At 51.4% G+C, this 24,564-nt stretch carries 18 protein-coding genes and 1 pseudogene; 16 read left to right on the plus strand and 3 right to left on the minus strand.

What is annotated here, in order from left to right:
• Positions 1-332 precede the first annotated feature (332 nt).
• Together F1593_RS03015 and F1593_RS03020 are read right to left on the minus strand one after the other, a co-directional pair.
• Positions 333-797: an ATP-binding protein gene (locus F1593_RS03015; RefSeq protein WP_149400090.1), complete on the minus strand. Its 465-nt coding sequence runs from the start codon at positions 795-797 to the stop codon at positions 333-335.
• A 41-nt stretch (positions 798-838) separates the two neighbouring features.
• Positions 839-955 (minus strand): annotated as a pseudogene (locus F1593_RS03020) (acyl-CoA dehydrogenase family protein); the annotation flags it as partial.
• A gap of 380 nt (positions 956-1,335) precedes the next feature.
• On the opposite strand from F1593_RS03020, the gene nusA reads away from it, so the two are divergent.
• From nusA to F1593_RS03080, 12 genes are all read left to right on the plus strand, one after another.
• A complete protein-coding gene (gene nusA / locus F1593_RS03025; protein WP_235932474.1) occupies positions 1,336-2,586 on the plus strand; it encodes a transcription termination factor NusA in 1,251 nt (416 codons plus the stop codon).
• 12 nt (positions 2,587-2,598) lie between these two features.
• Positions 2,599-2,973 (plus strand): RNase P modulator RnpM, encoded by a 375-nt coding sequence (rnpM, locus tag F1593_RS03030; protein ID WP_216368755.1) that lies wholly within the window; start codon positions 2,599-2,601, stop codon positions 2,971-2,973.
• Positions 2,974-3,412: 439 nt separating this feature from the next.
• Positions 3,413-6,226 (plus strand): translation initiation factor IF-2, encoded by a 2,814-nt coding sequence (gene infB / locus F1593_RS03035; protein WP_149400091.1) that lies wholly within the window; start codon positions 3,413-3,415, stop codon positions 6,224-6,226.
• Positions 6,227-6,304: 78 nt separating this feature from the next.
• The gene (rbfA, locus tag F1593_RS03040) at positions 6,305-6,688 is read left to right on the plus strand and encodes a 30S ribosome-binding factor RbfA (protein WP_149400092.1); all 384 of its coding nucleotides are present in this window, start codon (positions 6,305-6,307) and stop codon (positions 6,686-6,688) included.
• Between the two features lie 36 nt (positions 6,689-6,724).
• A complete protein-coding gene (locus tag F1593_RS03045; RefSeq protein ID WP_149400093.1) occupies positions 6,725-7,801 on the plus strand; it encodes a DHH family phosphoesterase in 1,077 nt (358 codons plus the stop codon).
• Between the two features lie 24 nt (positions 7,802-7,825).
• Positions 7,826-8,713, plus strand: a complete 888-nt coding sequence (gene truB, locus F1593_RS03050) for a tRNA pseudouridine(55) synthase TruB (protein ID WP_268907006.1) — start codon at positions 7,826-7,828, stop codon at positions 8,711-8,713.
• Between the two features lie 133 nt (positions 8,714-8,846).
• A complete protein-coding gene (locus F1593_RS03055) occupies positions 8,847-9,809 on the plus strand; it encodes a bifunctional riboflavin kinase/FAD synthetase (protein WP_172631822.1) in 963 nt (320 codons plus the stop codon).
• The gene (locus tag F1593_RS03060) at positions 9,806-10,714 is read left to right on the plus strand and encodes a DUF3662 and FHA domain-containing protein (protein ID WP_149400096.1); all 909 of its coding nucleotides are present in this window, start codon (positions 9,806-9,808) and stop codon (positions 10,712-10,714) included. Before F1593_RS03055 ends, F1593_RS03060 begins: the two co-directional genes overlap by 4 nt.
• Before the next feature lie 12 nt (positions 10,715-10,726).
• Positions 10,727-11,179, plus strand: coding sequence for an FHA domain-containing protein (locus tag F1593_RS03065; protein ID WP_149400097.1), 453 nt, complete (start codon positions 10,727-10,729; stop codon positions 11,177-11,179).
• Positions 11,180-11,289: 110 nt separating this feature from the next.
• On the plus strand, positions 11,290-12,729 hold the full coding sequence (locus F1593_RS03070; protein ID WP_149400098.1) for an FtsW/RodA/SpoVE family cell cycle protein: 1,440 nt from the start codon (positions 11,290-11,292) through the stop codon (positions 12,727-12,729).
• A 397-nt stretch (positions 12,730-13,126) separates the two neighbouring features.
• Positions 13,127-13,777: a hypothetical protein gene (locus F1593_RS03075; protein ID WP_149400099.1), complete on the plus strand. Its 651-nt coding sequence runs from the start codon at positions 13,127-13,129 to the stop codon at positions 13,775-13,777.
• Positions 13,777-15,498, plus strand: coding sequence for a hypothetical protein (locus F1593_RS03080; protein ID WP_149400100.1), 1,722 nt, complete (start codon positions 13,777-13,779; stop codon positions 15,496-15,498). The genes F1593_RS03075 and F1593_RS03080 overlap by 1 nt, the downstream gene beginning before the upstream one ends.
• Here F1593_RS03080 and F1593_RS03085 read toward each other — a convergent pair.
• On the minus strand, positions 15,463-15,879 hold the full coding sequence (locus F1593_RS03085) for a LapA family protein (RefSeq protein ID WP_149400101.1): 417 nt from the start codon (positions 15,877-15,879) through the stop codon (positions 15,463-15,465). The genes F1593_RS03080 and F1593_RS03085 overlap by 36 nt on opposite strands.
• 385 nt (positions 15,880-16,264) lie before the next feature.
• Here F1593_RS03085 and mutS point away from each other — a divergent pair, with 385 nt between their 5' ends.
• The 4 genes from mutS to zwf all read left to right on the plus strand — a co-directional run bounded on the left by mutS (position 16,265) and on the right by zwf (position 24,559).
• On the plus strand, positions 16,265-19,045 hold the full coding sequence (gene mutS / locus F1593_RS03090; RefSeq protein ID WP_235932476.1) for a DNA mismatch repair protein MutS: 2,781 nt from the start codon (positions 16,265-16,267) through the stop codon (positions 19,043-19,045).
• Between the two features lie 120 nt (positions 19,046-19,165).
• On the plus strand, positions 19,166-21,199 hold the full coding sequence (gene tkt / locus F1593_RS03095; RefSeq protein ID WP_149400103.1) for a transketolase: 2,034 nt from the start codon (positions 19,166-19,168) through the stop codon (positions 21,197-21,199).
• A 125-nt stretch (positions 21,200-21,324) separates the two neighbouring features.
• Complete coding sequence (gene tal / locus F1593_RS03100; RefSeq protein ID WP_149400104.1) at positions 21,325-22,470, plus strand: transaldolase; 1,146 nt, start codon at positions 21,325-21,327, stop codon at positions 22,468-22,470.
• 538 nt (positions 22,471-23,008) lie between these two features.
• Positions 23,009-24,559, plus strand: a complete 1,551-nt coding sequence (zwf, locus tag F1593_RS03105; RefSeq protein ID WP_149400105.1) for a glucose-6-phosphate dehydrogenase — start codon at positions 23,009-23,011, stop codon at positions 24,557-24,559.
• The last annotated feature ends 5 nt before the right edge of the window (positions 24,560-24,564 follow it).

Below are 24,564 nucleotides of genomic sequence, written 5' to 3' on the forward strand. Positions count from 1 at the left end.
AGCTCTTATCCATCAGTAGTGATGGATAAGAGCTGCATATTGGGAGAATGCAAGTATGTGTTTGATTCCCATGCTCTCCACGATCTCTGTGCATGAGTTTTCGCACCTGCGGTGCTCAAACTTCTTTTTAGTGTGTGGTGTCGGAAAAGTTCTTCGAACTTTTCCGACACCACACACTAAAAAAGGCGCAGGCGCGCATGCGCCTGCCAGCAGGTCAAACAGTAAGATCCCGATGGTACTGGGAGTCCGACACATTCTGAGCACCGCAGGCGCAAAAAAATTATACGTAAAGATCACAGAAGATCTGAAAGGCCCCATCTTTATTAAGATAATCACACTTGAGTAGAATTGATGGGCTGAATGTCAAATTGCAGGTCGGCGGTAGGTCGCACACGATAAAGTTCATCAAACCCTTCCTTATATAGAGGTGCGGTGAGACGCTTGAGAGTGGCAAAGATGCCAATGCGAGGAACATGCGCTTTGCCAGTACGCTGATCATTCCAATCCAGGCTGCGCTGTACCTGCGTTTCAAACAGATAGCCGATGACACGAGCCCCATATTGATGTCCCAGAGCAATTAAAGGAGCACGATCTTCAGGCGTGGGATTGGTATTGTCGATGACAACAGAATGTCCAGCCTGGAGGGCTTCTTCGAGCAGTTGCAGTTGCCTCTGGGCTGGTTTTTTGTTGTTACGCAAAAGATCCTTGCTGATATAAGCATGGGTTGCGGCGAAACTGGTGCGATATAAGGTACTCTTGCCTGATGCTTGCAGGCCAATAAAAATAAGCAAATCCATACTATCTATAGTACCTTAGTATGCATGAAATGGATAGCAGATCAGGCTTGCTCATTTAATAGAGCACGGGCAATCACCAGACGCTGAATCTGATTGGTGCCTTCATAGATCTGGGTGATCTTGGCGTCATGCATCATCCTCTCCGCTGGAAATTCCTTCATATCTCACGGATAGCATCAATCAATGCTTGTTCGTCCTCTACGAGTTTAGATGCTGGCGCGTAAAGCTATCCCATCAGGGATAGGCAGGCAGGCATGGAATATATCACAGCCGAGTGTTGTTATTACCCTTAGATTATTCAAACATGCCTTGATACAAAAAAAGAAGATCACGTCAAATTCTGCATAGCCCTATAGACCACAGCAGCTTAAATCTCATTTACATACCGCAAGTTCCGTGATATAATACCTATAGAATAGAGTAAACATGGAAAGAAAAGTGGGCATCCCCCACTTTTCTGTCTGCCAGAGACTTTTTTCTTTGCACACGAAAAAATGATGTAGTATATTACTGGGCGCCAGCGGGAGGAGCATGGCATATGAGGAGCGAATTTCAAGCGGCTATCGCACAATTAATTGCCGAGAAGGGACTACCCCGCGAAGTGGTAATGGAAACTGTAGCCACCGCCCTACTAGCGGCTTACCGTAAGAGCTTCGGCGGCGGAGAAAATGTCCGCATTGAGGTTGATAAAAACGGAGAAGTCCATGTATGGGCAGCTAAAAGAGTGGTAGCCCAGGTAAGAGATCTAAACGAAGAGGTTTCTCTGGCAGAGGCGCAACGTCTCATTCCCAACGCGGCCCTCGGACAATTTATCGACGTTGATTCGTCGTTCATCTTCACGCGCATTCCAGCACAAACCGCGAAACAGGTTATTCTGCAACGTATTCGCGAAGCTGAGCATGAACATCTCTATGATCAAATCAAGAACTGGGTGGGCGAGATTCGCCTGGGAACCCTGACACGGAAAGATCCTGTACGTGGTTGGCTCCTGGATTTTGATCTCGATCAGGTAGATAATGTTGAAGGCATGATGGCTCCCGGTGAAGAGGTTCCGACAGAACCGAATCGTGTTCATCAGCGTTTACGTGTCTATGTGTACGATGTTCGTCGTGTGCAGGGGCGTATGCTACAAATTCTCGTCTCACGCACTCACCGCGATCTGGTACGTCGCTTGTTCGAGTCAGAAGTCCCAGAAATCTACGAAGGAACAGTTGAGATTAAAGGGATTGCACGCGAGCCAGGCAGCCGCTCAAAAGTAGCGGTGGTAGCTCGCCAGGAGGGACTTGATCCGATTGGTTCCTGCGTCGGTGTCCGTGGTGCGCGTATCAGTAACATTGTACGCGAGCTGAATGATGAGAAAATCGATATTATTCTGTGGAGTCCCGATGCCGCAACCTTTGTGGGCAATGCCTTAAGCCCGGTCAAGCCATTGAAGGTTGAGTTGCGTGAATCAGATCATACAGCTATCGTGACCGTTCTGGAACGTCAATTATCACTTGCCATTGGTAAAGATGGACAAAATGCTCGCCTGGCCGCAAAACTGACTGGCTGGCGTGTTGATGTCATAAAGCCAGGCGAGGGTGAGGTTTTCGAGGAACGCGTGGAAGAGGCTGCGGAACATTCACATACCGCGCATCATCCACGGCGCGAGCGGCCCGAACGTACGCAGGGATCAGGTCGACACGACCGCGAGAACGGTTCACGTCGCAATGATCGCCGAGAACGTGGCGGCAGTGGAAGCGGTGGCAACCGGCATAGTAATTCGACCTATGAGTACGATAGAGAATAAGGAAGGGAGCGCATGATGAAGACAGCGAACAAACAACCACAAAAACAAAAACATCTTCCATTGCGCACCTGTATTGCCTGCCGCGAAAATAAACCGAAACGCGAATTGCTACGCATCGTCCGTACGCCCGATGGGCATGTATTAATCGATGCTACTGGCAAAAAGTCCGGTCGGGGAGCCTATCTTTGCGCCAGGCTCTCCTGCTGGCAAAAAGCGTTGAAAGAACATCGCATTGAACAGGTCTTCGAAACGGTCATCTCAGATGAGGATCGTCAGGGTCTCGATGACTATGTCGCAACCTTGCCCACCGATGATCCTGGACTACCGGCAAGCAAGCCCGCAAAAGCAAAAAAAGGCCGCCCAAAGGCGGCCGATGCAACATCATAAAACTGCGAAAATGATGCTCAAACTCATCTTTTAAGTGAGCGATGTGATATTGCAAGGATCTATTCAGTACGTTATACTGAGACCGTATGTATATTGTCCCTATCCTCACTGTGGGGATAGAGTTTTTCAATACTGGCATCTGATCTCCGGGTTGGATGAGGATTGAACAATGTTTCGTTTTTTCTCTACTCTTGATAGAGACACAGCCCCTCGTAGTTTGGGCAGCATAGAGCGAATGTTTGCGGAGCGATTTACTATGATTAGATAAACCGCCTCTACGCCGGTGGGCGCAGACTTATATTCGCCTGGCATGCACTAACGAGGATCTGTCCCCCTGTTTCCATACGCTGGATCGGGCGGCAGACCTTTTTTATGGCTGTGAAGAGAGATTCCGCCGCCACTTTTTGGCGCACCATCTGATAAGAAGGGAGTCTTCTTCATGAGAGATATATCAGAACTTCCAGAGGGGACCGAGCAGGCTCAGGCAAAACCAGCCAGCCCACGTACAACAACATCAGCCCCTCGGCCAAAACCAGAAAACCAGACAGCAAACAGCCAAGCAGCAAACAGCCAGGAACAGGAAACCAGGCCCGCGCCTCGGCGTCGTCCAACACCACCTAGCGATGGTGGTGCTAACGCAACAAATGCAGTCAAGCAAGATGGCTCAGAACAAGGAACCGCACCACGCACTCCTGAACAGCCGCAACATCCTGCAACCAATCGCGCCAACAACAATGATCGTGGACCACAAGATGGTTCTCCACGACCCGGTGGCTATAACCGCAGCAACGACGGACCTAGCGGTCCACGCCCATACAACAATGGCCCTCGTCCTGCCGGTGGTGGCTATCAGGGTCAACGTCCCGCCGGTGGCGGCTATCAAGGTGGACAGGGTGGCCCTCGTCCCGCTGGTGGTGGCTACAACAATGGTCCTCGTCCTGGCGGCTATCAAGGCGGACAGGGTGGCCCTCGTCCCGCTGGTGGTGGCTATCAGGGTGGACAGGGTGGCCCTCGTCCCGCTGGTGGTGGCTACCAGGGTGGACAGGGTGGCCCTCGTCCTGCCGGTGGTGGCTATCAAGGTGGACAGGGTGGCCCTCGTCCCGCTGGTGGTGGCTATCAAGGTGGACAGGGTGGCCCTCGTCCTCCTTATCGGGGCAATCCCAGTGGACCTCGTCCCGTCGCATCCAATGCTCCCGCAATCGCGCCACGACCTTTCCCAGAGCGGGATCGTAGCCATGATCGCGATAAAGAGCATACCCGTACCTATGATCGTGACTCACGCCCACAAACCGGCGGCCCTTCACGACCAGGGACCGCGAACCGTGGTGGTCCTTCTGGTGGCGGCTATCAAGGACAGGGCAATCGCCGTCCCGGTGGTACAGCGGGTGCCAGTGGACGTCCTGGCGGTCGTCCAGGTGGTCGTTCCGCCCCACGTTCACAGGAACGCCGTACAGCTCCAGTGAAAGAAAAGCCAACCGGGCCAATTTCTCTGCCACCTCAGATCGTGGTCAAGGACCTGGCAGATATGCTGAGCGTCTCCCCGATTGAGGTCATTAGAGATCTGATCAATAAGCATGCGATCTTCGCGAGTATCAATCAGGTTGTCGATTATGACAAAGCCTCGTTGGTAGCCCAGGATCTCGGCTTTGAGCCCAGCCCGCTCGCGACGACCGACAGCCCGGCTGTCCGAGGCGAGAAGGTACTATCCGCCAACGAAGCGATGATGGCGACCCATAACGAAGAGAATATGGTCACCATTCCTCCTGTTGTCACTATCATGGGTCACGTTGACCATGGTAAAACCTCCTTGCTGGACACCATTCGTAAAACAAAGGTGGCCGCAGGTGAAGCCGGTGGTATCACACAGCACATCGGTGCCTATCAGGTTGAAGTCAACAACAAAAAGATTACCTTCCTGGATACTCCTGGTCACGAAGCCTTCACGGCCATGCGTGCTCGCGGTGCTCAGGTAACGCATATCGCCATTATCGTGGTTGCGGCCGATGACGGCGTGATGCCTCAGACGCGTGAAGCTATCGACCATGCACGGGCGGCGAAAGTGCCGATAATCATTGCCCTGAACAAAATCGATAAGGCCAACGCCAATCCTGATCATGTGAAGCAGCAATTGACCGAACTCGGTATCGTGATCGAAGAGTACGGCGGCGATACTGTCTGTGTGCCGATCTCAGCCCGCAGAGGCGAAGGTATCGACGAACTGCTTGATTATATCCTGCTGGTCGCCGAGGTACAGGATATCAAAGCGAATCCTGATCGTCTGGCAACCGGTGTTATCATCGAGGCCAAGTTGGAGAAAAATAGTGGCGCGACCGCGACTGTTCTGGTTCAACAAGGTACCTTGCAGATGGGCGACAATATCGTTGTGGGAGCCATTTCTGGTAAAGTACGTGCCATGTTCAATGATCGTGGCAAACGCATCCAGAAGGCCACACCAAGCACACCAGTCAGTATCCTGGGCTTACCAGAGGTACCAAATGCCGGTGATCGCCTGGTCGTAACTGAGGATGAGCGCACAGCGAAACAGTTGGCTGAAACCGAGGACATGAAACGGAAGGACGAGGCCATGCCACTGGGTCAGGTCACGTTGGATACCCTCTACATGCAAATGCAGAAGGGGACCGTCAAAGAACTGAACGTGGTAATCAAGAGCGATGTGCAGGGTTCACTGGAAGCTATTAAAGGCTCCTTGTCGAAACTGGGTGAGGACAATCTGAAAGTGCGTCTGATTCATGAAGGTATCGGCCAGATCAGTGAAACCGATGTCTATCTCGCATCCGCCTCGAAAGCAATTATTATCGGCTTTAACGTCAAAGCTGATGTGACTGCTGCTCGTGAAGCGATGCGCGAAGGCGTCGATATCCGCTATTACACAGTCATCTACAAGTTGATTGAGGATATTCAGGCCGCTCTGGTCGGTATGTTGGAACCAACCTATCGCGAAGTTATCAATGGACACGCCGAGATTATTCAGACCTTTAAGGCTGGTAAAACGGTAATTGCCGGTTGCCGCATCACGGATGGCAAGATCACCCGTGGTTCAGAGATCCGTCTCACGCGTAACGACGAGAAGGTCTTTGAGGGCAAAGTCGCATCGCTGCGCCGTGGTAAAGATGATGTCCGTGAGGTCCTGACGGGATATGAGTGTGGTATTCTCCTCGAAGACTATAACGCATACGAAGTTGGTGACATTATTGAGGCATTCGCGCAAGAACGCGTCGTAACACGATCATAATATGCACTGTAGCCTGTGGTCATCCAGCTTTAAAGAGCATGGATGACCGCCCTGGCACAGCATAGGGAGAAAAAGAGCATGCCAAATGCCCATCGTCAAGAAAAATTAGGCGAATTGATGGCCTCTGATTTGAGCGAGTTGATTCGTACACGGGTGAAAGATCCACGCGTTGGCTTCGCGAGTATTACACGCGTCGAAGTGAGTGGCGATCTGCGGCACGCAAAGGTCTTTGTCAGTGTCATGGGCACGCCCGAAGAGCAGGCTGAGACGATGCAGGGATTGAAAAATGCCCGCGGCTTCTTACGCCATGAACTCGCAACCCGCCTGACGCTGCGTTATATGCCGGAAATCGGCTTCAAACTGGATAATTCGATTGAAGAAGGCGCACGCATTCTCAATTTGATTAATCAAGTTGCTGAGGAAGATCGCGAGAAGCAACAGTTGAGCAATCCAGAGGCTTAAGAAAAATCCAGAGAAACTCCAGACAAAAGAGGTTGAATGAACGAATCCGCCTGTCCAGATACGATACAAACATCGATCCATACAGCATTAGCAAACCAGTTAAATCCAACACAAGTACAACAAGCCCTGGCCCTGATCGAGGGCGCACAGCGTATCGCACTGCTCGCGCACCAAAATCCCGATGGGGATTGCCTTGGAGCGGCTCTGGGCTTCGCTGAAATCCTGCGTCAGATTGGCAAAACCTGCGTACCGGCCTGCACCGATCCTGCACCCAGATCCTTTACATTTCTACCAGGCGTGGAAACACTCCAAACCACTCTGGGCGATGAGCAGTTTGATCTGGTAATTGCGCTGGATGCCGGTGAGTTAAGCCGCTATGGCGCGCTCTATACACAGCATCAGGCGTTCCTCGATCAGGCCACCATTCTCAATATCGATCATCATGTCAGTAGTACAGGCTGCGGTCAGGTAAATATTATTGAACCAATCGCCGCTTCTACAACTGAATTGCTCATCTTATTTCAAGAACAGACAGGACTTCCCTTGACGAGGGATGCCGCGATCTGCCTGCTGACTGGCTTAATCACCGATACAGGATCTTTCCAATATTCCAATACCACCACACGTACGATGCTGGCGGGGGCTGCCATGGTAGAGGCAGGGGCGAGCGCAGAAGCGATTGTCAAACCGATCTTTCGTACCCATGCTCTGGCCGAGATGCGCTTTACCGCAGCTGCGATCAACAATATTCAGACCTCGGCTGATGGACGCATCATCTGGTCCTATGCTACGGATGAGACGCTGGCCGCAACCGGCGTGACTGCCGATATGGATACCAATGAATCAAGCATGCTGCGTGATATCGAAGGAGTTCAGGTTGCTGCGTTCTTTAAGAGCTATGGAGATCCAAATGTGACGCGCGTCAGCCTGCGCAGTAATGCCCCTTATGATGTTGCCGCGATCTGTCAGCGTTTAGGCGGCGGCGGCCATGTGCGGGCCGCGGGTGCGACAATCAATCAAGCGATGTCCGAAGCAATACCACTGGTGATTGCCGCAATTGAACAAGAGGTACAGGCAAGCGATCAACGCCTGTCCGAGAACAGCGCATCCTGACCGGGAGTGGAGAAAAAGAACGTGGTGGATGGTATCCTTAATATCAACAAAGACCTGCATATGACGTCGCATGATGTCGTGGCAAAAGTACGCAAACAGCTCAAGCAGAAGCGCGTCGGTCATACCGGAACGCTTGATCCAGAAGCCAGCGGCGTACTGCCCATTTGTGTGGGACAGGGCACCCGCGTCGCCGAATATCTCAGTGAAAATGGCAAAGCCTATCAGGCCATCATTACCTTTGGCGTCGTGACCGATACCTATGACGCCGAGGGGGTGGTACTGCGTACAGCCGATACCTCGCAACTCACACGCGAGCAGATTGAAGCCGCATTACCACATTTCCAGGGTGACCAGTTGCAACTCCCCCCCCGTTACTCCGCTATCAAAATTCAAGGGCAGCCAGCATATAAGCTGGCGCGCGCTGGGAGCGAAGTCATTCTGGAGCCACGCCCTGTCACCATCCATAACCTGGAAATCATCGACTGGAGCCATCCTCATCTCACTCTGACAGTCTCCTGTAGCAAGGGCACCTATATCCGTTCGCTCGCTTATGATTTAGGAGAATATCTGGGCTGTGGAGGCTATCTGACGGGGCTGATACGCACGCGGAGCGGTCCCTTTGTCCTGCAGGATAGTATTACCCTGGAGCAGCTCGCGCTTGCCTGTGAGCAAGGGAATCTGGCACAGTATCTCTTTCCCGCAGATTTCGCGCTTCAGAGCTATCCAGCCATACATCTGGATGAAGCACAGACTCAACGTGTCATGCATGGCAATTCCTTCAGTGATCCAGCCAATCAACAGAGCGCGCCCGGGGAACTGGGCCGTGTGTATGGGGTCGATGGACGGTTTCTGGCGATTGCAACCTGGGATACCGAACAGCAACAATGGAAACCACGAAAAGTTCTTGCCTGATCCTACCAGACAAGAGGGTACTGGACAATCCCTGCCTTTATTGCGAGCTTGCAGCGGCTGTGGTACTATAAACGAAAGAAAAACAAGGATTAGGTACCTCCAGGAGTACAAATGGAGGAGGGCCTCGATAGAGATGACAGAATACCAAACAACCTTAACAGAGAATACACCGATTGCGATCACGATTGGAAATTTTGATGGTATCCACCTTGGACACCAGCTACTCTTACAAGAAGTGCGCGCAATGGCTCAGACATTAGATTGTACACCTGTCATGGTGACATTCGAGCCGCACACCTTGATGGTGGTGCGTCCAGATATTCATGTCCAGTATCTGACCACACTGGGAGAAAAACTGGCCCTCGCTAAAGAATATGGCGGGGTTGCTGATTCCATTGTGATTAACTTCACGCCCGAAGTGGCAGCACTCTCCGCACAGGATTTTATGGATGATCTCTGCCAACGTTTTACTATTCGGGGACTGATTGTCGGGTCGGATTTCAGTCTGGGCCATAACCGCATGGGAAATGTGTCCTTTTTAGAAGCCTATGGGCAAAAAAATGGTATGCTGGTACGTGCATTACCATTAGAGCAGTCAGGTGAAACACGCATCAGCAGTACGCGTATCCGAGCATTAATCAATGCAGGCAATGTGGCTGAAGCGAATACTTTGCTTGGACATCCGGTTGTGCTTGGTGGTATCGTTGGGCATGGAGATGAGCGTGGACGCCAGATCGGGTTTCCAACCGCCAACCTGCGACTCGATGCGCATAAGCTTGTTCCCACCAATGGCGTCTATGCGGTACGCGCCACGGTCCATAGAAGTACTATTCGTGACCGGATAGAAGATTCTACCGTCTACAATGGTGTATCCAATATTGGTATTCGTCCTACGTTTAATGGTAAAGAACGTTTGGTAGAAGTGCATCTCTTGGATGTAACAATGGATCTCTATGATGCGTATCTCCATGTAGAGTTCATTGAGCATCTCCGGGGTGAACAGCGCTTCTCGGGAATTGAGGCTTTGAAACAGCAGATTGAAATTGACGCGCAACAAGCACGTCAGATTTTAGCGAGCAGGAGGATGGACCATTGAACGCTCGCCGTAACCCATTAGCAAAATTGGAAGCGTTTATGCAGCGCATCGTTGAATCGCCTTTCAACTGGCTCTTCCCTTCGAAGTTAGAGCCGATTGAGATTGCACGCAAATTAGAGCGGGCGATGGATGATAATACGATGCTGCAAGGCGAGGGACGCAAACTGGCCCCGAATGTTTATGATATCTATCTGAGCATAAAGGACCACCAGCAGATATCCCCTAACATGACTTCTCTGTCACGGGACTGGCAAAATCAATTGGTAGAGTTTGCCCGCCGCCGACATTATACATTGAAAACAGTGCCGATTCTGCGTCTGCACACTGATACGTCTTTGCGCCCCGGCGCGTTACGTATTGAGGCCGAACAGGCCAGCACTGGTGGTGACGGTGGGATGATGTCGACCATGGCATTGAGTCCCGACCAATTGGCGCAAATTCGCGCCCAGTTGCCTTCGAATCAGCCCTTGCCAGGCATTGATGCCGGAAGTTCACCCGCTCATAGCAGCGGGCGTTCAGGTGCTACCCATGGCGCGCGTTCGGGTGTCAATCATGGGGGAGCGGCTGCGCCAGTCACACCGCCGCCAGCACCACAGGCACCGCCCATGCCGCAGGCCTGGCTTACCATTCGCCTGCCACAAGCGGGACAGCAGACCTATCGGATCGAAAAACCGCTGGTCAATCTCGGGCGACAACTGAGCAATGACATTATTGTCGAAGATAAACGTGTCTCACGCTATCATGCCCAAATCAAATATCAAGCCGATGGACAATTTACCATTTTTGATCTTGGTAGCACCAATGGAATTACCATTAATAATACACCGCATATGCGCCAACATACTCTGCGCAATGGTGACCAGTTCACCATAGGCAGCTATGATTTTTACTTCGAAAGAAGGTAGGATCTCCGCCCTATGCAATTACCAGTATTCTTACTCATATTGCGTCTCCTATTCATTGTTCTGCTTTATCTCTTCTTGATGCAGGTTGTGATCGCAATCACACGTGATTTGCGCAAGACAGCCGCGCAGGCAGATGACTCCGAGGGGGGTCGTGTTGCTCAGGCTCTTGGTCATCTGATCGTCGTGGATAGTGGTCCCAGCACCATTGTACAGCCCGGTATGCGCTTCGATCTCAGTCAGCAGACAACTATAGGGCGCGGTCCCACAAATACAATCCAAATCTCGGACAATTTCATCTCATCAGAGCATACACGACTCTGGTTCCGCAATGGCGTCTGGTATGTACAGGACGCGGGAAGTGTCAATGGCAGCTTTGTCAATAATCAACCTGCCCGCGAACCCATACCTGCGCGTGCCGGTGATATCGTCCGTGTCGGCTATATTCAATTTAAACTTACGCAATAGTCACAAAACAACCACCGCTCATACGTCAATGGTTGTTTTGTGACTATTGTTCAGTAAGGGAGGCATGCGCCGTTCGCGATTGCTCACCTTAGATACATGAGGTTTGATATATGGCACAGATAGCACAGCGAACAACAGGAGTAGTACGGCAATTTCGCTGGAAAGAATTGAGCCTGTTAATCGTTCCAGCGCTCATCCTTCTCTTGCTGATGACGCAACTGCTCATCATCCGAGCCAGCAACGATCCTGCGATTACGCTGGATAACCTGAGCAAAATCAAAAATCTCCCGATTCTGGACGGGCTTATCCCCCTGCTTGGCTTTTTAGCAGCTGTTCTGGGTGTACATATTGTTCTGAATATCTTCTTTCGCAAAGCTGATCAGGTCCTATTGCCTCTGGTAGCGCTCCTGAGCGGCCTTGGCATTCTCATGATGACACGCTTAGGGCCCGATATCCTAAAAATTCATGGAGGGCCAATTCCCAATTTAGGTTCACACCAACTACTCTGGGTTATACTCGGGCTAGCAATATGCCTGGCAACCATGTTTATCTTACGCAACGTTAACTGGCTGGCACGATACAAGTATACCTGGATGCTCTTTTGCTTTGCAGTGCTGCTACCCAGCGTTATTAAAGGTATTACCACAATTAAAAGTGGTGCACCAACGCGTGATACATTAGGAATTGGTGCCCTTGCACTTCAGCCGTCCGAGTTCTTGAAAATTGGAGTTGTAATCTTCTTTGCTGGCTATCTCAATGATAATCGCGATGTGCTGGCAGAGGGTAGTTATCGTCTGGGCCCCCTACGTTTACCACCTCTCAGGCAATTAGGTCCGATGCTGTTTATGCTCGCGATTGGCTTACTAAGCTTCCTCATCGTGCGTGAGCTAGGTTTAGCTATGCTCGTCTATAGCCTTTTCCTGTGCATGACCTACGTCGGTACGGGCAAAAAATCCTATGCGATTGTCAGTCTACTCGCTTTTGTAATGCTCGCGTTTATAGGCTACAGTCTACTCACGTATGTGCAGGCCCGCTTTGCGGCATTAGCCTTTAATCCTACAAACTGGGCAAATTTTACACCAGCACAAGAAAATTTCTATCAAAACAATGGTGGTGGTTTTCAAATTGTCCAGGGATTAGTCAATGTAGCCAGCGGTGGAATCCTTGGTTCTGGATTTGGCATGGGCTATCCCGTAACGCCACCAGTTATTGATGCAGATATGGCCTTTACTGCTTACGCTGAAGAATTCGGTCTGGTGGGCCTATTCGCGATTATTGGTATTTATCTACTGATCGTCCATCGCGGCTTCCGTATTGCCACTGAGGCAAATGATATCTTTAGCAAGTTACTTGCCACTGGCCTGACCTCGGTCTTTGCCTTACAGACGATTATTATCGCTGCCGCCAATCTCAAGCTCTTTCCATTGACGGGTATTCCACTGCCCTATCTGAGCAATGGTGGTAACGCGATCCTGGCAAACTTCATCATTGTCGGTATCTTGCTACGCATCTCGCATAACACAGCAGTCGAACGCGAAGGGGCCTTCTGACGCTCTCCATCGCCAGCTAAGATCTAAGACAAAGGAGCCTGCACGTGCAGGCTCCTTTGTTATTTCTAACCCTATTTTCGCCCATAGGCTTCTTCGTATCCCGATATCAATGCCAGAGAACATTATCGTGCGTTGGGGCAAGAGGGTCGTACGATGGAGGGAGCATCGGCCTGCGCTGCGCTTCGTGCGATGCCTACATATTCCTACATCTTCCATCTTATGTGTCTCAATCCCAGGAAGAGGAAAGCGCGCCTCGGTTACGAGCACCCACGTTTTTCGTCATTTTCATCAATCCCGGTGCGTAGATCCATTGTGCAATGATCGCTGCTTGTCGGGAATCGAGGCACATGCTATACTGCCTTTGAACAGTTTATTTGCAAGAATGCGTGGGGAAATTATGGGCCAATACCGGCAATGGCTACTCTATCGAGAAACTGATCTCCAGCTTCAGACTCAGATCGCCGCGTGTGAGCGGGAGTTGTCTCAATTACAGGCGCAAATAGACCAGCTGGAAGAAGATACATCCTATCCAGAGAATATTATTTTGCAGACGTTGATTGGCTTTCAACATACACAACAAGCCAGTTCAGTCCATGCTGCCGCTGCTGCCGCCGCTGCGACTTATGCTCAAACAGCGGCCACTGCGCATAATCATACAGCAGCCACGCAATCATCCGAGGGGACGGTCTCGCCCGCTCTGCAAGCCTGGAGTAACCTACCGAATTTTGATAGCAGGACCATGCCCGAGCCTCCTGCTAATCCGATCATGCAGAACGCACAGCTACAACCACAACCACAACCCGATAATCTGCTTCCCACCGATATCAGCGCGTTCATGAAAGATCACGCTCAGACCGATCCTCAACTCAAAGTGCCGTGGTGGCTCCGCAATATGCGCAATGATCCAGCCAATAAAGAGCAGCAGCCACAACAGACCAGTCCCAATGACGCACAAAGCACACGCACCAATCGACTTGTCCAACGCTGGTTTGAGCGCTGGGGAGAAGCTCCACCCGCCACAACACATGAGCAGGAGAAGCAGGCATAATGCAAGATTTTACCAATCTATCCGCGCCCATCAGTCAGGCGGAGATCAACCGACTCTTTGAACGACTCACCTCGCCAGAGATTGAGCAATTTTACAATGCCTATCAATTGTGGTCCAAACAGCAACAACTCGCACAACTCCAGATCAAACTCCAGCAATTGCGACAAAGCCAGCTAGAGAATGAGGCATTAATACAGCTCTACACACCCTCGGCAGTTGCTCTGGCCGCACTGGCACAATTCCGCGCCTGTGGCGTCGATGATGTCGAGATTCTGGACCGCATGCTGGCACGTGGCGAGACCTGGCTGGATCATACCGCGCAACTGCTGCAACGCTGCGAAGGACTCGATCTCATTGGCGGCGACTATACCCAATGGTGTATCCATGCCCTTGAGGGAGCCTATGAGTGGATGGACTCGATGGATGATGCCCACCTGAATGATTATTTTCATCCTACCCTTCAGGATCAGCTACCCAGCCGGGTCCCTGATCAGAACACAACCAGCAGCGAGATCGAAGAGAAACTCGTACGCAAACTGATGAGCGATGATCATCAGCCTGGACTTGATCCCAATACCGGCAAAACCATCGCTATCCGCATCCCAGAAGAACTGCTCGATCAACTCTCGCAGGAAGATATTATCCTGACAGATGACGCGCCACCTGCTACGACAGCCGAAGTATCAATACCATCAGACAGCGTGTTAGACGAGGAGATCATCGGCGAAACAATTGTCAAGGAACAGCCCGCACAGGATGCACAAACGGCTGAAACCAGAACAGAACAGGAGAGCGCTGAAGCCTCGCAACGGACCGAAGAGATATTAAAATTGCTCATGACTGAACCGCAAGATAGCGAGTCATCGACGTCAAATGAAATCCCCTCTACAGATGAGTCATCCACCAGGATCTCAAATGAGGAGCCTCCTGAAGATGCTTATCTGGCCTATCTTGCCAACCTGGGCGTCCTTCCTGCCCTCGCAGATGATCCGATTGACGACAATGCTCAAACAGATAAAGATATTCCCTTCAATCCATTAGAAGAGACCACAATAAACCATTCAAACGATGGATACAGTACTTTCGGCGCCCTGGAACCTTTTGATGTGACTGGCATACCATTTGCTACGGAAGAAAGCACGCTACAGGATGAGCCAGCCCCGGCCGAGATAGTTGAGGTATCTGAAGCAGCCGAAATACTCAATGTAACTCCTGCCGAGCCAGAACAGCGAACAGAAGAACCCGCAACAGACGTTGCCACGGCGCCGGCGTCAGATAACGCAACCGATCTCGCGGATCAACCATTAGCACAGGTTGAGCCAATGGTTGATTTGCAACAGAACGCGATCTTGCCAACGCCTCATGCTGAAACGCCACAGAGCATAGAAGCCGAGGAAGAAAAATCCATACCCATAGACACATTTATAACAGAGCCAGAGACTTCCATCACAGAGTCAGTAGAAACACTGGCTGAAGCGAAAGTGGAAATGGAAGCGGAAGCGGAGAGCACAAAACGCGGTCAATGGCCGTATGTTTATCAAGAAGTTGAAGAGCCAGCAGGAGAAGCGTTAGAAGCGCGTAGAGAGGACGCAACAGCTATAAGTCAGACGCATCCCGATGGTCAAGAGCAAGATCTAAAAAAAAAGAAGCCTCTCGCTGAGGCTTCAGACAAACATCCTGGCAAGCTACGGCGTTCCCTCGCGAAATTCATGCGGCGCTGAATAATTTGGGGGCATGAATTGCTCAGGAGGTGCTGTACTGGGCATTGGCATCACGTTACTATAAGAAACAGGGGGCTGCGAGGTAGGAGGTGTGACATGCCCTGCTGGCGGTGTGGCTGCCAGGAGTTGTTGCCGCAGTGCTGTCACGCTCTTACGCAAACGCTTGATTTCACGACGATCCGACCAGGCTGAAGCGACCGAGACAAGATATAATAAGAACGCTCCCAGAAAAAAGGCCATTAATAGCCACATGCCGATTGGGAGATCGGGTGAGCGCCACGAAAAAATAACAAGATGGACCTGAGTCGAAAAGTTCAAGATGGTAAGTGCTGCCAATCCCCCACATACCACCAGGAAAAGGAAGAGTATGAGATAGAACATTGCGACCTCCTTTTTCTCCGTACTTACGCTATAATAGTTCTCATATTTCTTACCCAGAGGGGCTCCAACTTTCCCTTTTGCCGCCTACAGTGGCGGGAGAGGAGGAAGGAAATTGTGGGGACACCCCACACCCCGGCAGGATGGGCTCGCCGCCCTCCTGCACCACCTGCCAATCGCAGGTAGATTAGTGTCATTCTAAATTGTTGGACTTATGAGTAATACGCTAGAGATATCTTATTATATTCACAACTGGTAGCAACTTGCGTAATGGGCTATTCTCCAGAGGACAGAAATAGCCGTATTATCTGCGCGACCTAGCCGTAGGGCAAATTGACGCTATACCAGAATAGACTTATACTTGGGTGGAACACGATGGAGGAAAAACGTGTTGTTTGAAGATTATGCGAAAGAGCAACCTGTTCATAGCCCGGTACGCACGCAGTACCTGAATATAAAACGCCAAAATCCCGATGCGATCCTGTTTTTCCGCATGGGCGACTTTTATGAGATGTTTGATGATGATGCAGAGATCGTAGCCCGCGAATTAGAGATCGCTCTGACACGCCGCGATTTTGGCAAGGGTGAGAAATCCCCGATGGCGGGTATCCCTCATCACGCCGCCGATGGGTATATCGCCCGTCTGGTCGGCAAGGGATACAGGGTAGCTATCTGCGAACAGACCTCAGATCCGGCCTTATCAAAAGGATTGGTGGATCGCGAGGTGATCCGTATTGTGACACCGGGCACGATCATCGATCCTTCGATGCTGGCGGCCAAGCGCAATAACTTTCTGGCTGCGGTCATCGTGGGACGCGACGCGGTTGGGATCGCCTATATTGATATCACCACGGGCGAGTTCGCAGTGACACAGTTTAGCTCGCAGGAACCGGAGATCTCGGCGCAACAGGAGATTGCTCGCGTAGGTCCGGCGGAGGTACTGGTCGAGGCCAACTATAGCCGTCTCGGCAATCGCAAAAAACGCTGGCTGGCCGCAGTGATGAATGAAAAGCAGGTCACCAAGCTTGGCAGCAATGGCAATCCCAATGGAGATATTCCCGATCTGGAAGAGGATGATGAGGATGATATTGCCCCGCTGGCGAAACAGTTAGAAGGTGTGGCGGGACATGTTACCCCCTATGACGCCCGCTACTTTAATGAGGATGATGCCCGTCATCGCCTGCTACAACAATTCCATGTCGCATCCCTGGAAGGCTTTGGCTGCGCCCATCTCCCACTGGCTATTCGTGCCGCAGGGGCCGTGCTGGCCTATGTACAGGATACACAGCGCGGCCTGTTGCAGCAGTTGAATGCCCTGGAAACCTACTTCACCAATAGTTTTATGACCCTTGATCCCTATACGCGCCGCAATCTGGAACTCTTTGAGACCGGACGTGGCGGCTCGGTGAAAGGCTCATTGCTCTGGGTGCTCGACCGCACGCGCACTCCCATGGGCGGACGCCTGCTACGGCGCTGGATCGGCCAGCCACTGCTGGATATCGCGGTCCTTCAGAAGCGCCAGGAGGCGGTCAGCGAACTGTTTGGGGATACATTGTTGCAGGCCCGCCTCTCCGAAGGACTCAAAAAGGCTGGCGATATCGAGCGTCTGATCAATCGCGTTCGCCAGCGCATCGCATCCCCTCGTGATCTGGTGGCGCTGGCGAATGGCTTGCGGGCCGCTGCTGAGGTACGCAACTGCCTGAGCGATGAAGATCAACAGAACAAACCAGGCCTGTGCAGATTTATCGAGCGGCTCTCGGATAACAATGATATTATCGAGCTGATCGAGCACGCGATTACCGATGAACCACCGCTGAGTATTACCGAGGGTGGCATCATTCGCACGGGCTTTAACGCGGAACTGGATAAGCTCCATGATGCCTCGCAAAATGGCCGCAAATGGATCGCTGAGATGGAACAGCGAGAGCGCCGCCGCACAGGTATCAATAATCTTAAGGTTGGCTTCAACAAGGCTACTGGCTATTTTATCGAGGTCAGCATCGCCAATATCAGTCGCGTGCCGCAGGATTATATGCGCCGCCAGACATTGACTAATTCAGAACGCTATATCACGCCCGATTTAAAAGAGTATGAGACGCTGATCCTGAATTCCCAGGATCGTGTCAATAAAATGGAGAATGAGTTCTTTGTCCAGTTGCGTCAGGATATCGCACAACATGCCTCGGACCGCATTCAAGATACCGCTCAGGCACTGGCTGAGATCGATGTCTATCAGAGTCTGGCCGAAGTGGCCGCCAAACAAAACTATACCCGTCCCATGCTAAATGAAGAGGATACTCTGCATGTCATTGCAGGACGCCATCCTGTGGTGGAACTGGCCCAGGCCGAGATACCATTTATTCCTAACGATGCCAATTTATCCAATCATGAAGCGCAGATCAGTATTATCACAGGTCCCAATATGGCCGGTAAATCGACCTATCTGCGACAGGTGGCCTTAATCGTTCTGATGGCTCAGATCGGCAGCTATGTGCCGGCTGAAAGCGCAAATATTGGCATTGTTGATCGTATCTTCACCCGTATCGGCGCGCAGGATGATCTTGCGACAGGCCAGAGTACCTTTATGGTTGAGATGGTGGAGACCGCCAATATTCTCCACCATGCCACGCCGCGCAGTCTGATTATTCTGGATGAGATTGGACGTGGCACCAGCACCTATGATGGCCTGGCTATCGCACGTGCTGTAGTGGAATATCTGCATAACAATAAGCGCAGCGGCGCACGTACACTCTTCGCAACCCATTATCATGAACTGGTCGAAGTTGCGCAACTCTTGCCACGTATTCGCTGCCTCAACGTCGCCGTCACCGAAGAGAATGGACAGGTGATCTTTTTACGCAAGATCGTCCCCGGCGGTGCGGATAGAAGTTATGGCATCCATGTCGCGCAGTTGGCCGGTATTCCGCGTCCAGTGATCCATCGGGCGCAAGAAATTTTGGAGGAATTAGAACGCAAAGGGGATGCCAAGACACGACGCAAAACGATGCGCGATCTCACCATGCCCGTCGCATGGCAAATGACTTTATTGGGTTCGGAACCACATCCACTCGTCGAAGAGCTGAAAGCATTGGCGATAGATGAGCTCACACCCATTGAAGCCATCAGCAAACTCTATGAATTACAACAAAAAGCGCGGAAAGATTCCTGAGATCGTGACACATCCAATAGATTGGTAACTAATTACCAACGACAGACAGCCACCAGATGTGGTATTATATTGGTGGTTAGTGTATTGTGTACAATAATAAACAACCAAGTCGGAGGATTAATGACAACGCAACAGAAGACGGCTATAGATAACCAGTCTGACCACAATCAAGAGCAACTTTATATCAATACCATTCGCACACTGGCTATGGATGGCGTACAAAAAGCAAACTCAGGGCATCCTGGCACCCCAATGGCGCTGGCCCCTTTAGCATATTTACTTTACACACGTCACATGCAACACAATCCCAAAAATCCAAACTGGGTGAATCGTGACCGCTTCGTGCTGTCTGCAGGGCATGCCTCGATGTTGCAGTACAGCTTGCTGTATCTGACCGGCTACGGTCTGGAACTTGATGATCTGAAAAGCTTTCGTCAGTGGGGCAGCCTGACCCCGGGACATCCCGAATATCATCATACCAAAGGCATTGAGACCACCACCGGTCCGCTCGGCCAGGGTATTGGTAATAGTGTCGGTATGGCTATCGCGCAGCGCTACCAGGCCAGTCGCTTTAACAAGCCTGGGCATGATGTTATCGATCACTACATTTACGCGATTGCCGGTGACGGTGATATGCAAGAAGGCATTTCCTCAGAGGCCGCTTCCCTGGCGGGCACGCTCAAATTAGGTCGCCTTATTTTATTCTACGACGACAACAATATCTCGATCGAGGGCGATACCAGTATCTCTTTCACGGAGAATGTTGGACAGCGTTACGAAGCCTATGGCTGGCATGTACAGCATGTGGCTGATATCAATGATCTGGCTGCTCTGGATGAGGCTATCGCCGCCGCTAAGGCCGTGGCCGATAAGCCATCCCTGATCTCTGTCAAATCAAAAATTGGCTATGGTAGCCCGCACAAACAGGGTTCACATGATGCCCACGGTGCCCCTCTGGGTGCTGAAGAGATTGTTTTGACCAAGCGCAATCTCGGCTGGCCTTCCGAAGAGCCATTCTTCGTACCTGAAGAGTCCTTGAACTTCTTCCGCCAGAGTATCGAGCGTGGCGCGGAATTTGAGCAGGCATGGCAGAAAGAATACGATGCTTATGCTGCCGAGTTCCCTGAACTGGCCGCCCAGTGGCAGGCCGAATTGAGCGGCAAACTGGCCGAGGGCTGGGACAAAGATATTCCTACATTCAAAGCTGGTGAAGCAGTCGCTACCCGCGTCGCAGCCGGCAAAACCCTGAACGCCATTGCTCCAAACCTGCCTAATCTGATTGGTGGATCGGCCGACCTGGCCCCATCTAACAACACCAATATGAAGGGCCTGGGAGATTTCGGCGGGACAGAAAACGGCCGCAACATGCACTTTGGTATCCGTGAACACGGCATGGGCAGCATCCTCAATGGTATGGCGCTCTATGGCGGTCTGATCCCATTCGGTGCCACCTTCCTGATCTTCTCGGACTACATGCGCCCGGTCATCCGCCTGGCATCTTTGATGAAACAGCATGTCATCTATGTCTACACTCATGACAGCATCGGTGTGGGTGAAGATGGTCCGACCCACCAGCCTATCGAACAATTGGCGGCTCTACGCTCAATTCCCGGCATGGTTGTCCTGCGTCCTGCGGATGCCAATGAGACTGCCGAGGCATGGCGCTACGCTATCACCCACCAGGATGGTCCAGTCGCCCTGGCGCTTACCCGCCAGAACCTGCCGACCATTGATCGCGAGCAGTATCCAGCCGCGAGTAACCTCACGAAGGGTGCATACGTGCTAGTGGATAGTGAAGGTACACCCGACATTATTCTCCTTGCTAGCGGTTCAGAAGTTTCCCTGGCCTTCGACACAGCCAAACAACTGCATCAGGATGGCATTGCCGCTCGTGTAGTAAGTGTCCCCAGTTGGGAACTGTTCGAAGCTCAGAGCGCGGAATATAAAGAAGCAGTATTACCGAAAAATGTACGTGCCCGTATTGCCATTGAGGCTGCTCGTACCATGGGCTGGGAGCGTTACATTGGCCTGGATGGCGCTTATGTCACCCTGGATCACTTCGGCGCATCCGCTCCCGCCAATACCCTGTTCAAGGAATTTGGCTTTACGGTAGAGAATGTGGTTAACAAGGCAAAAACTCTTTTGAACAAGTAGATCACATCGAGTACGTTGTTATAAAATGTGAGAGAACCTATACAGAATCTGGCTACGTGACCTCGTTGCGTAGTCAGAGGAGTTAGGACTATCACGACAAAAGAAAATAAGGAAGGGAAAGTCAGATGACGAATCCTTTAACACAACTGCAAGCACAAGGCCAGAGCGTCTGGTATGACAATATCGACCGCGCACAGATCGTTTCCGGTGATTTCAAACGCCTCCTCGATGAGGATGGTGTTGTAGGTGTGACCGCCAACCCCACCATTTTCGAGAAATCCATCAGCGCAGGCCATGCGTATGATGACCAGATATCTCAATTGATCCGTGAAGGCAAAAACACCAACGAGATTTATGAAGCTGTCGTCATTAAAGACATTCATACTGTTGCTGATCTGATTCGCCCTATCTATGACCGCACCAATGGCCTGGATGGCTATGTCAGCCTGGAAGTTTCTCCTAAACTGGCAAATGATACTGAAGCAACCATTGCCGAGGCCAAGCGCTTCTGGAACATGGTTGAGCGCCCCAACCTGATGATCAAGATCCCTGCCACACCAGCCGGTATTCCTGCCATCTACGAAGTTCTGCGTAGTGGCATCAATGTCAACGTTACCTTGATCTTCTCAATCGAATCGTACCGCAATGTCGCCGATGCCTACATCCGCGCCCTTGAGGATCTGAAGAGCCGCGGCCAGGATATCAGCAAAATCGCATCCGTCGCCAGCTTCTTCATCAGCCGCCTGGATACGCTGGTTGACCAGCAGCTTGAGAGCAAGATCAAAGCCAGCAGCGATGATTCCGAAAAAGAGCAGTTGAAGGCTCTGGAAGGCAAAGCCGCAATTGCCAATGCACGCGTCGTCTATCAGGACTTCAAGCGCATCTTTGGTGCCCCTCGCTTCGAGAAGCTCAAACAGGCCGGTGCCCATGTGCAGCGTCCTCTGTGGGCCAGCACCAGCACCAAGAATCCAGCCTACCGCGATACCATGTATGCTGAAGAGTTGGTCGGACCTGATACCGTTGATACTATGCCTTTAGAGACGATTGTAAACTTCCGCAAGCACGGTGTAGCGCGTCACAGCATTGAGGATGATATCCCCGGCGCACAGGCCACTCTGGATGCCTTAGAGAAACATGGTGTCCACTATGCTCAGGTAACTCAGCAGTTGCTCGACGAGGGCGTAAGCAAATTCGCCGTTTCCTTTGACGATCTGTTCAAAGGTATCGACGGCAAAAAAAACGCCATCAAAGCATCTCAGGTTGCTGACTAAATTGCAAACGGAGAGTCCACTGCGGCCGATGCTATAACGGCCCCAGTGGAGAGCTGATCCCAGGCTCAAGAAACCGCGGGAAAATTGAAAACGGAGCCACAGCATCTCCATCCCAGTCATGTGAAACGTGCGCAGGGATGGAGATGTCCTGAGAGCCATCTTCACAACCTTTCAGGCAAGATATTGACAAAACAGTAGAGGTAATCGCAAGATAGAAAGATTGACAACAGCGTCATATCTGTCTGGCTCCTCCTGTAGGGATGAATGTATCCGTATATTTGTCAACTGATCTTACAGATAGGAAAAAAAACCGTGTTCGGACAGGTCGCAACGGTGATCCAACCGTCCCGGTCATTCAAAAAATGACCCATAACGACCACGAATATGGTATTATGCAAACCTATGGTAAAGGCTTCGAGATAACGATGTCCCACATCTGTGATCACCTTCCGTCACAGCGTGATGAAGAGAATGATCACACCTTTATAAAAAAGTCATTAGTTGTAATAGCTAACACACATTATTAGGAGAGTATCACATGCCTCAGCGTAATGTCGTCGAGGCGTCTAATCCCTTTCGCGAGGGATTACGCATTAAAGAGAGCCTGGAACCTTGCGTCATGGTCATCTTCGGTGCTACAGGCGACCTGACACACCGAAAACTACTTCCTGCATTGTATAACCTGGCCCTGGAGCATCCATTGCCCGCAGGTTTCTCTGTAGTTGCGTTCGCTCGACGCCCCTATGATGACGAGATTTTCCGTAAACAGGCCCTGGATTCAATCAATCAATATTCCCGCCAGAAACCGATCAATCCCCAGGTCTGGGAGAGCTTTGTTTCGGGGCTCCACTACCTGCAATCCAGCTTCAATGAAGCTGAGGGCTACAACAAACTCAATACCTTATTGAATAAACTCGATCAAGAGCGTGGGACAAGCGGCAATCGCATTTTCTATCTGTCGACCCCACCTAGCCAGTATCCTGAAATTATTCAAAATCTGGGTGCTGCTGGCCTGAACAAGAACCGTAAAGGTTGGACGCGCATCATCATCGAGAAGCCCTTTGGACATGATCTGGCTACAGCCCATGAGCTGAACCGCCAGGTGGGTAAGGTCTTCAAAGAAGATCAGATTTATCGCATCGACCACTATCTAGGCAAAGAGACAGTACAGAACATCAATGTCTTCCGCCTGGCAAACGGTATCTTCGAGCCAGTCTGGAACCGTCGCTATGTCGACCATGTACAGATTACCGTGGCTGAGAACCTGGGTCTGGAAGGACGCGCAGGGTACTATGAAGAGTCCGGCGCCATCCGTGATATGATCCAGAACCATATGTTGCAGTTGCTGACATTGGTTGCGATGGAGCCTCCTATCGCTCTGGATGCCAATTCGGTGCGTGATGAGAAGGTAAAAGTTCTGCATGCCTTGCAGCCATTGGTCGGCCATGACGTACTTAAAAACACCATCCGCGCACAGTATGGTCCCGGTTGGGTTGGTGGACATCAGGTTCCTGGCTACTTGCAGGAAGAGGGCGTCTCCCCCACATCCACCACTGAGACCTACATCGCCCTCAAAACATTCATTGACAACTGGCGTTGGGCCGGAGTACCATTTTACTTGCGTACAGGTAAACACTTACCGAAGCGCGTTAGTGAAGTAGCGATTCAGTTCAAACAGCCACCGTTGATGCTGTTCAAAGATAGCGACACACAGGGCCAGGTAGAACCAAATGTATTAACCCTGCGTATCCAGCCAGACGAAGGCATTTCGCTGAAATTTGGCGCCAAGGTACCAGGCACCGATATGCAGATCCGCTCGGTGAATATGGACTTCTTCTACGGCTCGTCCTTTGTACGTGAGCAGCCAGAAGCATACGAGCGTCTCTTACTTGACGCCATGCACGGTGACTCGACGCTCTTCACACGCCGTGATGAGGTTGAAGCCGCATGGGCCTTCATCCAGGGAATTCTTGATGAGTGGAAGACCGCTCCACGAGACACGGTTCATAGCTATGAGTCTGGCTCCTGGGGTCCTCAGGCCGCTGATGAATTCATCTGGCGCGATGGCCGCCGCTGGCGCCGTCCCTAATCATA

Source organism: Dictyobacter arantiisoli, from assembly GCF_008326305.1.
Lineage (GTDB): Bacteria > Chloroflexota > Ktedonobacteria > Ktedonobacterales > Ktedonobacteraceae > Dictyobacter > Dictyobacter arantiisoli.

What these genes read in the sequence shown, in the direction of transcription:
- tal (WP_149400104.1), top strand. Translation starts at nt 21,325, where the DNA reads ATGACGAATCCTTTAACACAACTGCAAGCACAAGGCCAGAGCGTCTGG.
- infB (WP_149400091.1), top strand. Translation starts at nt 3,413, where the DNA reads ATGAGAGATATATCAGAACTTCCAGAGGGGACCGAGCAGGCTCAGGCA.
- F1593_RS03065 (WP_149400097.1), top strand. Translation starts at nt 10,727, where the DNA reads ATGCAATTACCAGTATTCTTACTCATATTGCGTCTCCTATTCATTGTT.
- rbfA (WP_149400092.1), top strand. Translation starts at nt 6,305, where the DNA reads ATGCCAAATGCCCATCGTCAAGAAAAATTAGGCGAATTGATGGCCTCT.
- F1593_RS03085 (WP_149400101.1), bottom strand. Translation starts at nt 15,879, where the DNA reads ATGTTCTATCTCATACTCTTCCTTTTCCTGGTGGTATGTGGGGGATTG.
- tkt (WP_149400103.1), top strand. Translation starts at nt 19,166, where the DNA reads ATGACAACGCAACAGAAGACGGCTATAGATAACCAGTCTGACCACAAT.
- F1593_RS03070 (WP_149400098.1), top strand. Translation starts at nt 11,290, where the DNA reads ATGGCACAGATAGCACAGCGAACAACAGGAGTAGTACGGCAATTTCGC.
- F1593_RS03075 (WP_149400099.1), top strand. Translation starts at nt 13,127, where the DNA reads ATGGGCCAATACCGGCAATGGCTACTCTATCGAGAAACTGATCTCCAG.
- F1593_RS03015 (WP_149400090.1), bottom strand. Translation starts at nt 797, where the DNA reads ATGGATTTGCTTATTTTTATTGGCCTGCAAGCATCAGGCAAGAGTACC.
- zwf (WP_149400105.1), top strand. Translation starts at nt 23,009, where the DNA reads ATGCCTCAGCGTAATGTCGTCGAGGCGTCTAATCCCTTTCGCGAGGGA.
- rnpM (WP_216368755.1), top strand. Translation starts at nt 2,599, where the DNA reads ATGATGAAGACAGCGAACAAACAACCACAAAAACAAAAACATCTTCCA.
- F1593_RS03055 (WP_172631822.1), top strand. Translation starts at nt 8,847, where the DNA reads ATGACAGAATACCAAACAACCTTAACAGAGAATACACCGATTGCGATC.
- nusA (WP_235932474.1), top strand. Translation starts at nt 1,336, where the DNA reads ATGAGGAGCGAATTTCAAGCGGCTATCGCACAATTAATTGCCGAGAAG.
- F1593_RS03080 (WP_149400100.1), top strand. Translation starts at nt 13,777, where the DNA reads ATGCAAGATTTTACCAATCTATCCGCGCCCATCAGTCAGGCGGAGATC.
- F1593_RS03045 (WP_149400093.1), top strand. Translation starts at nt 6,725, where the DNA reads ATGAACGAATCCGCCTGTCCAGATACGATACAAACATCGATCCATACA.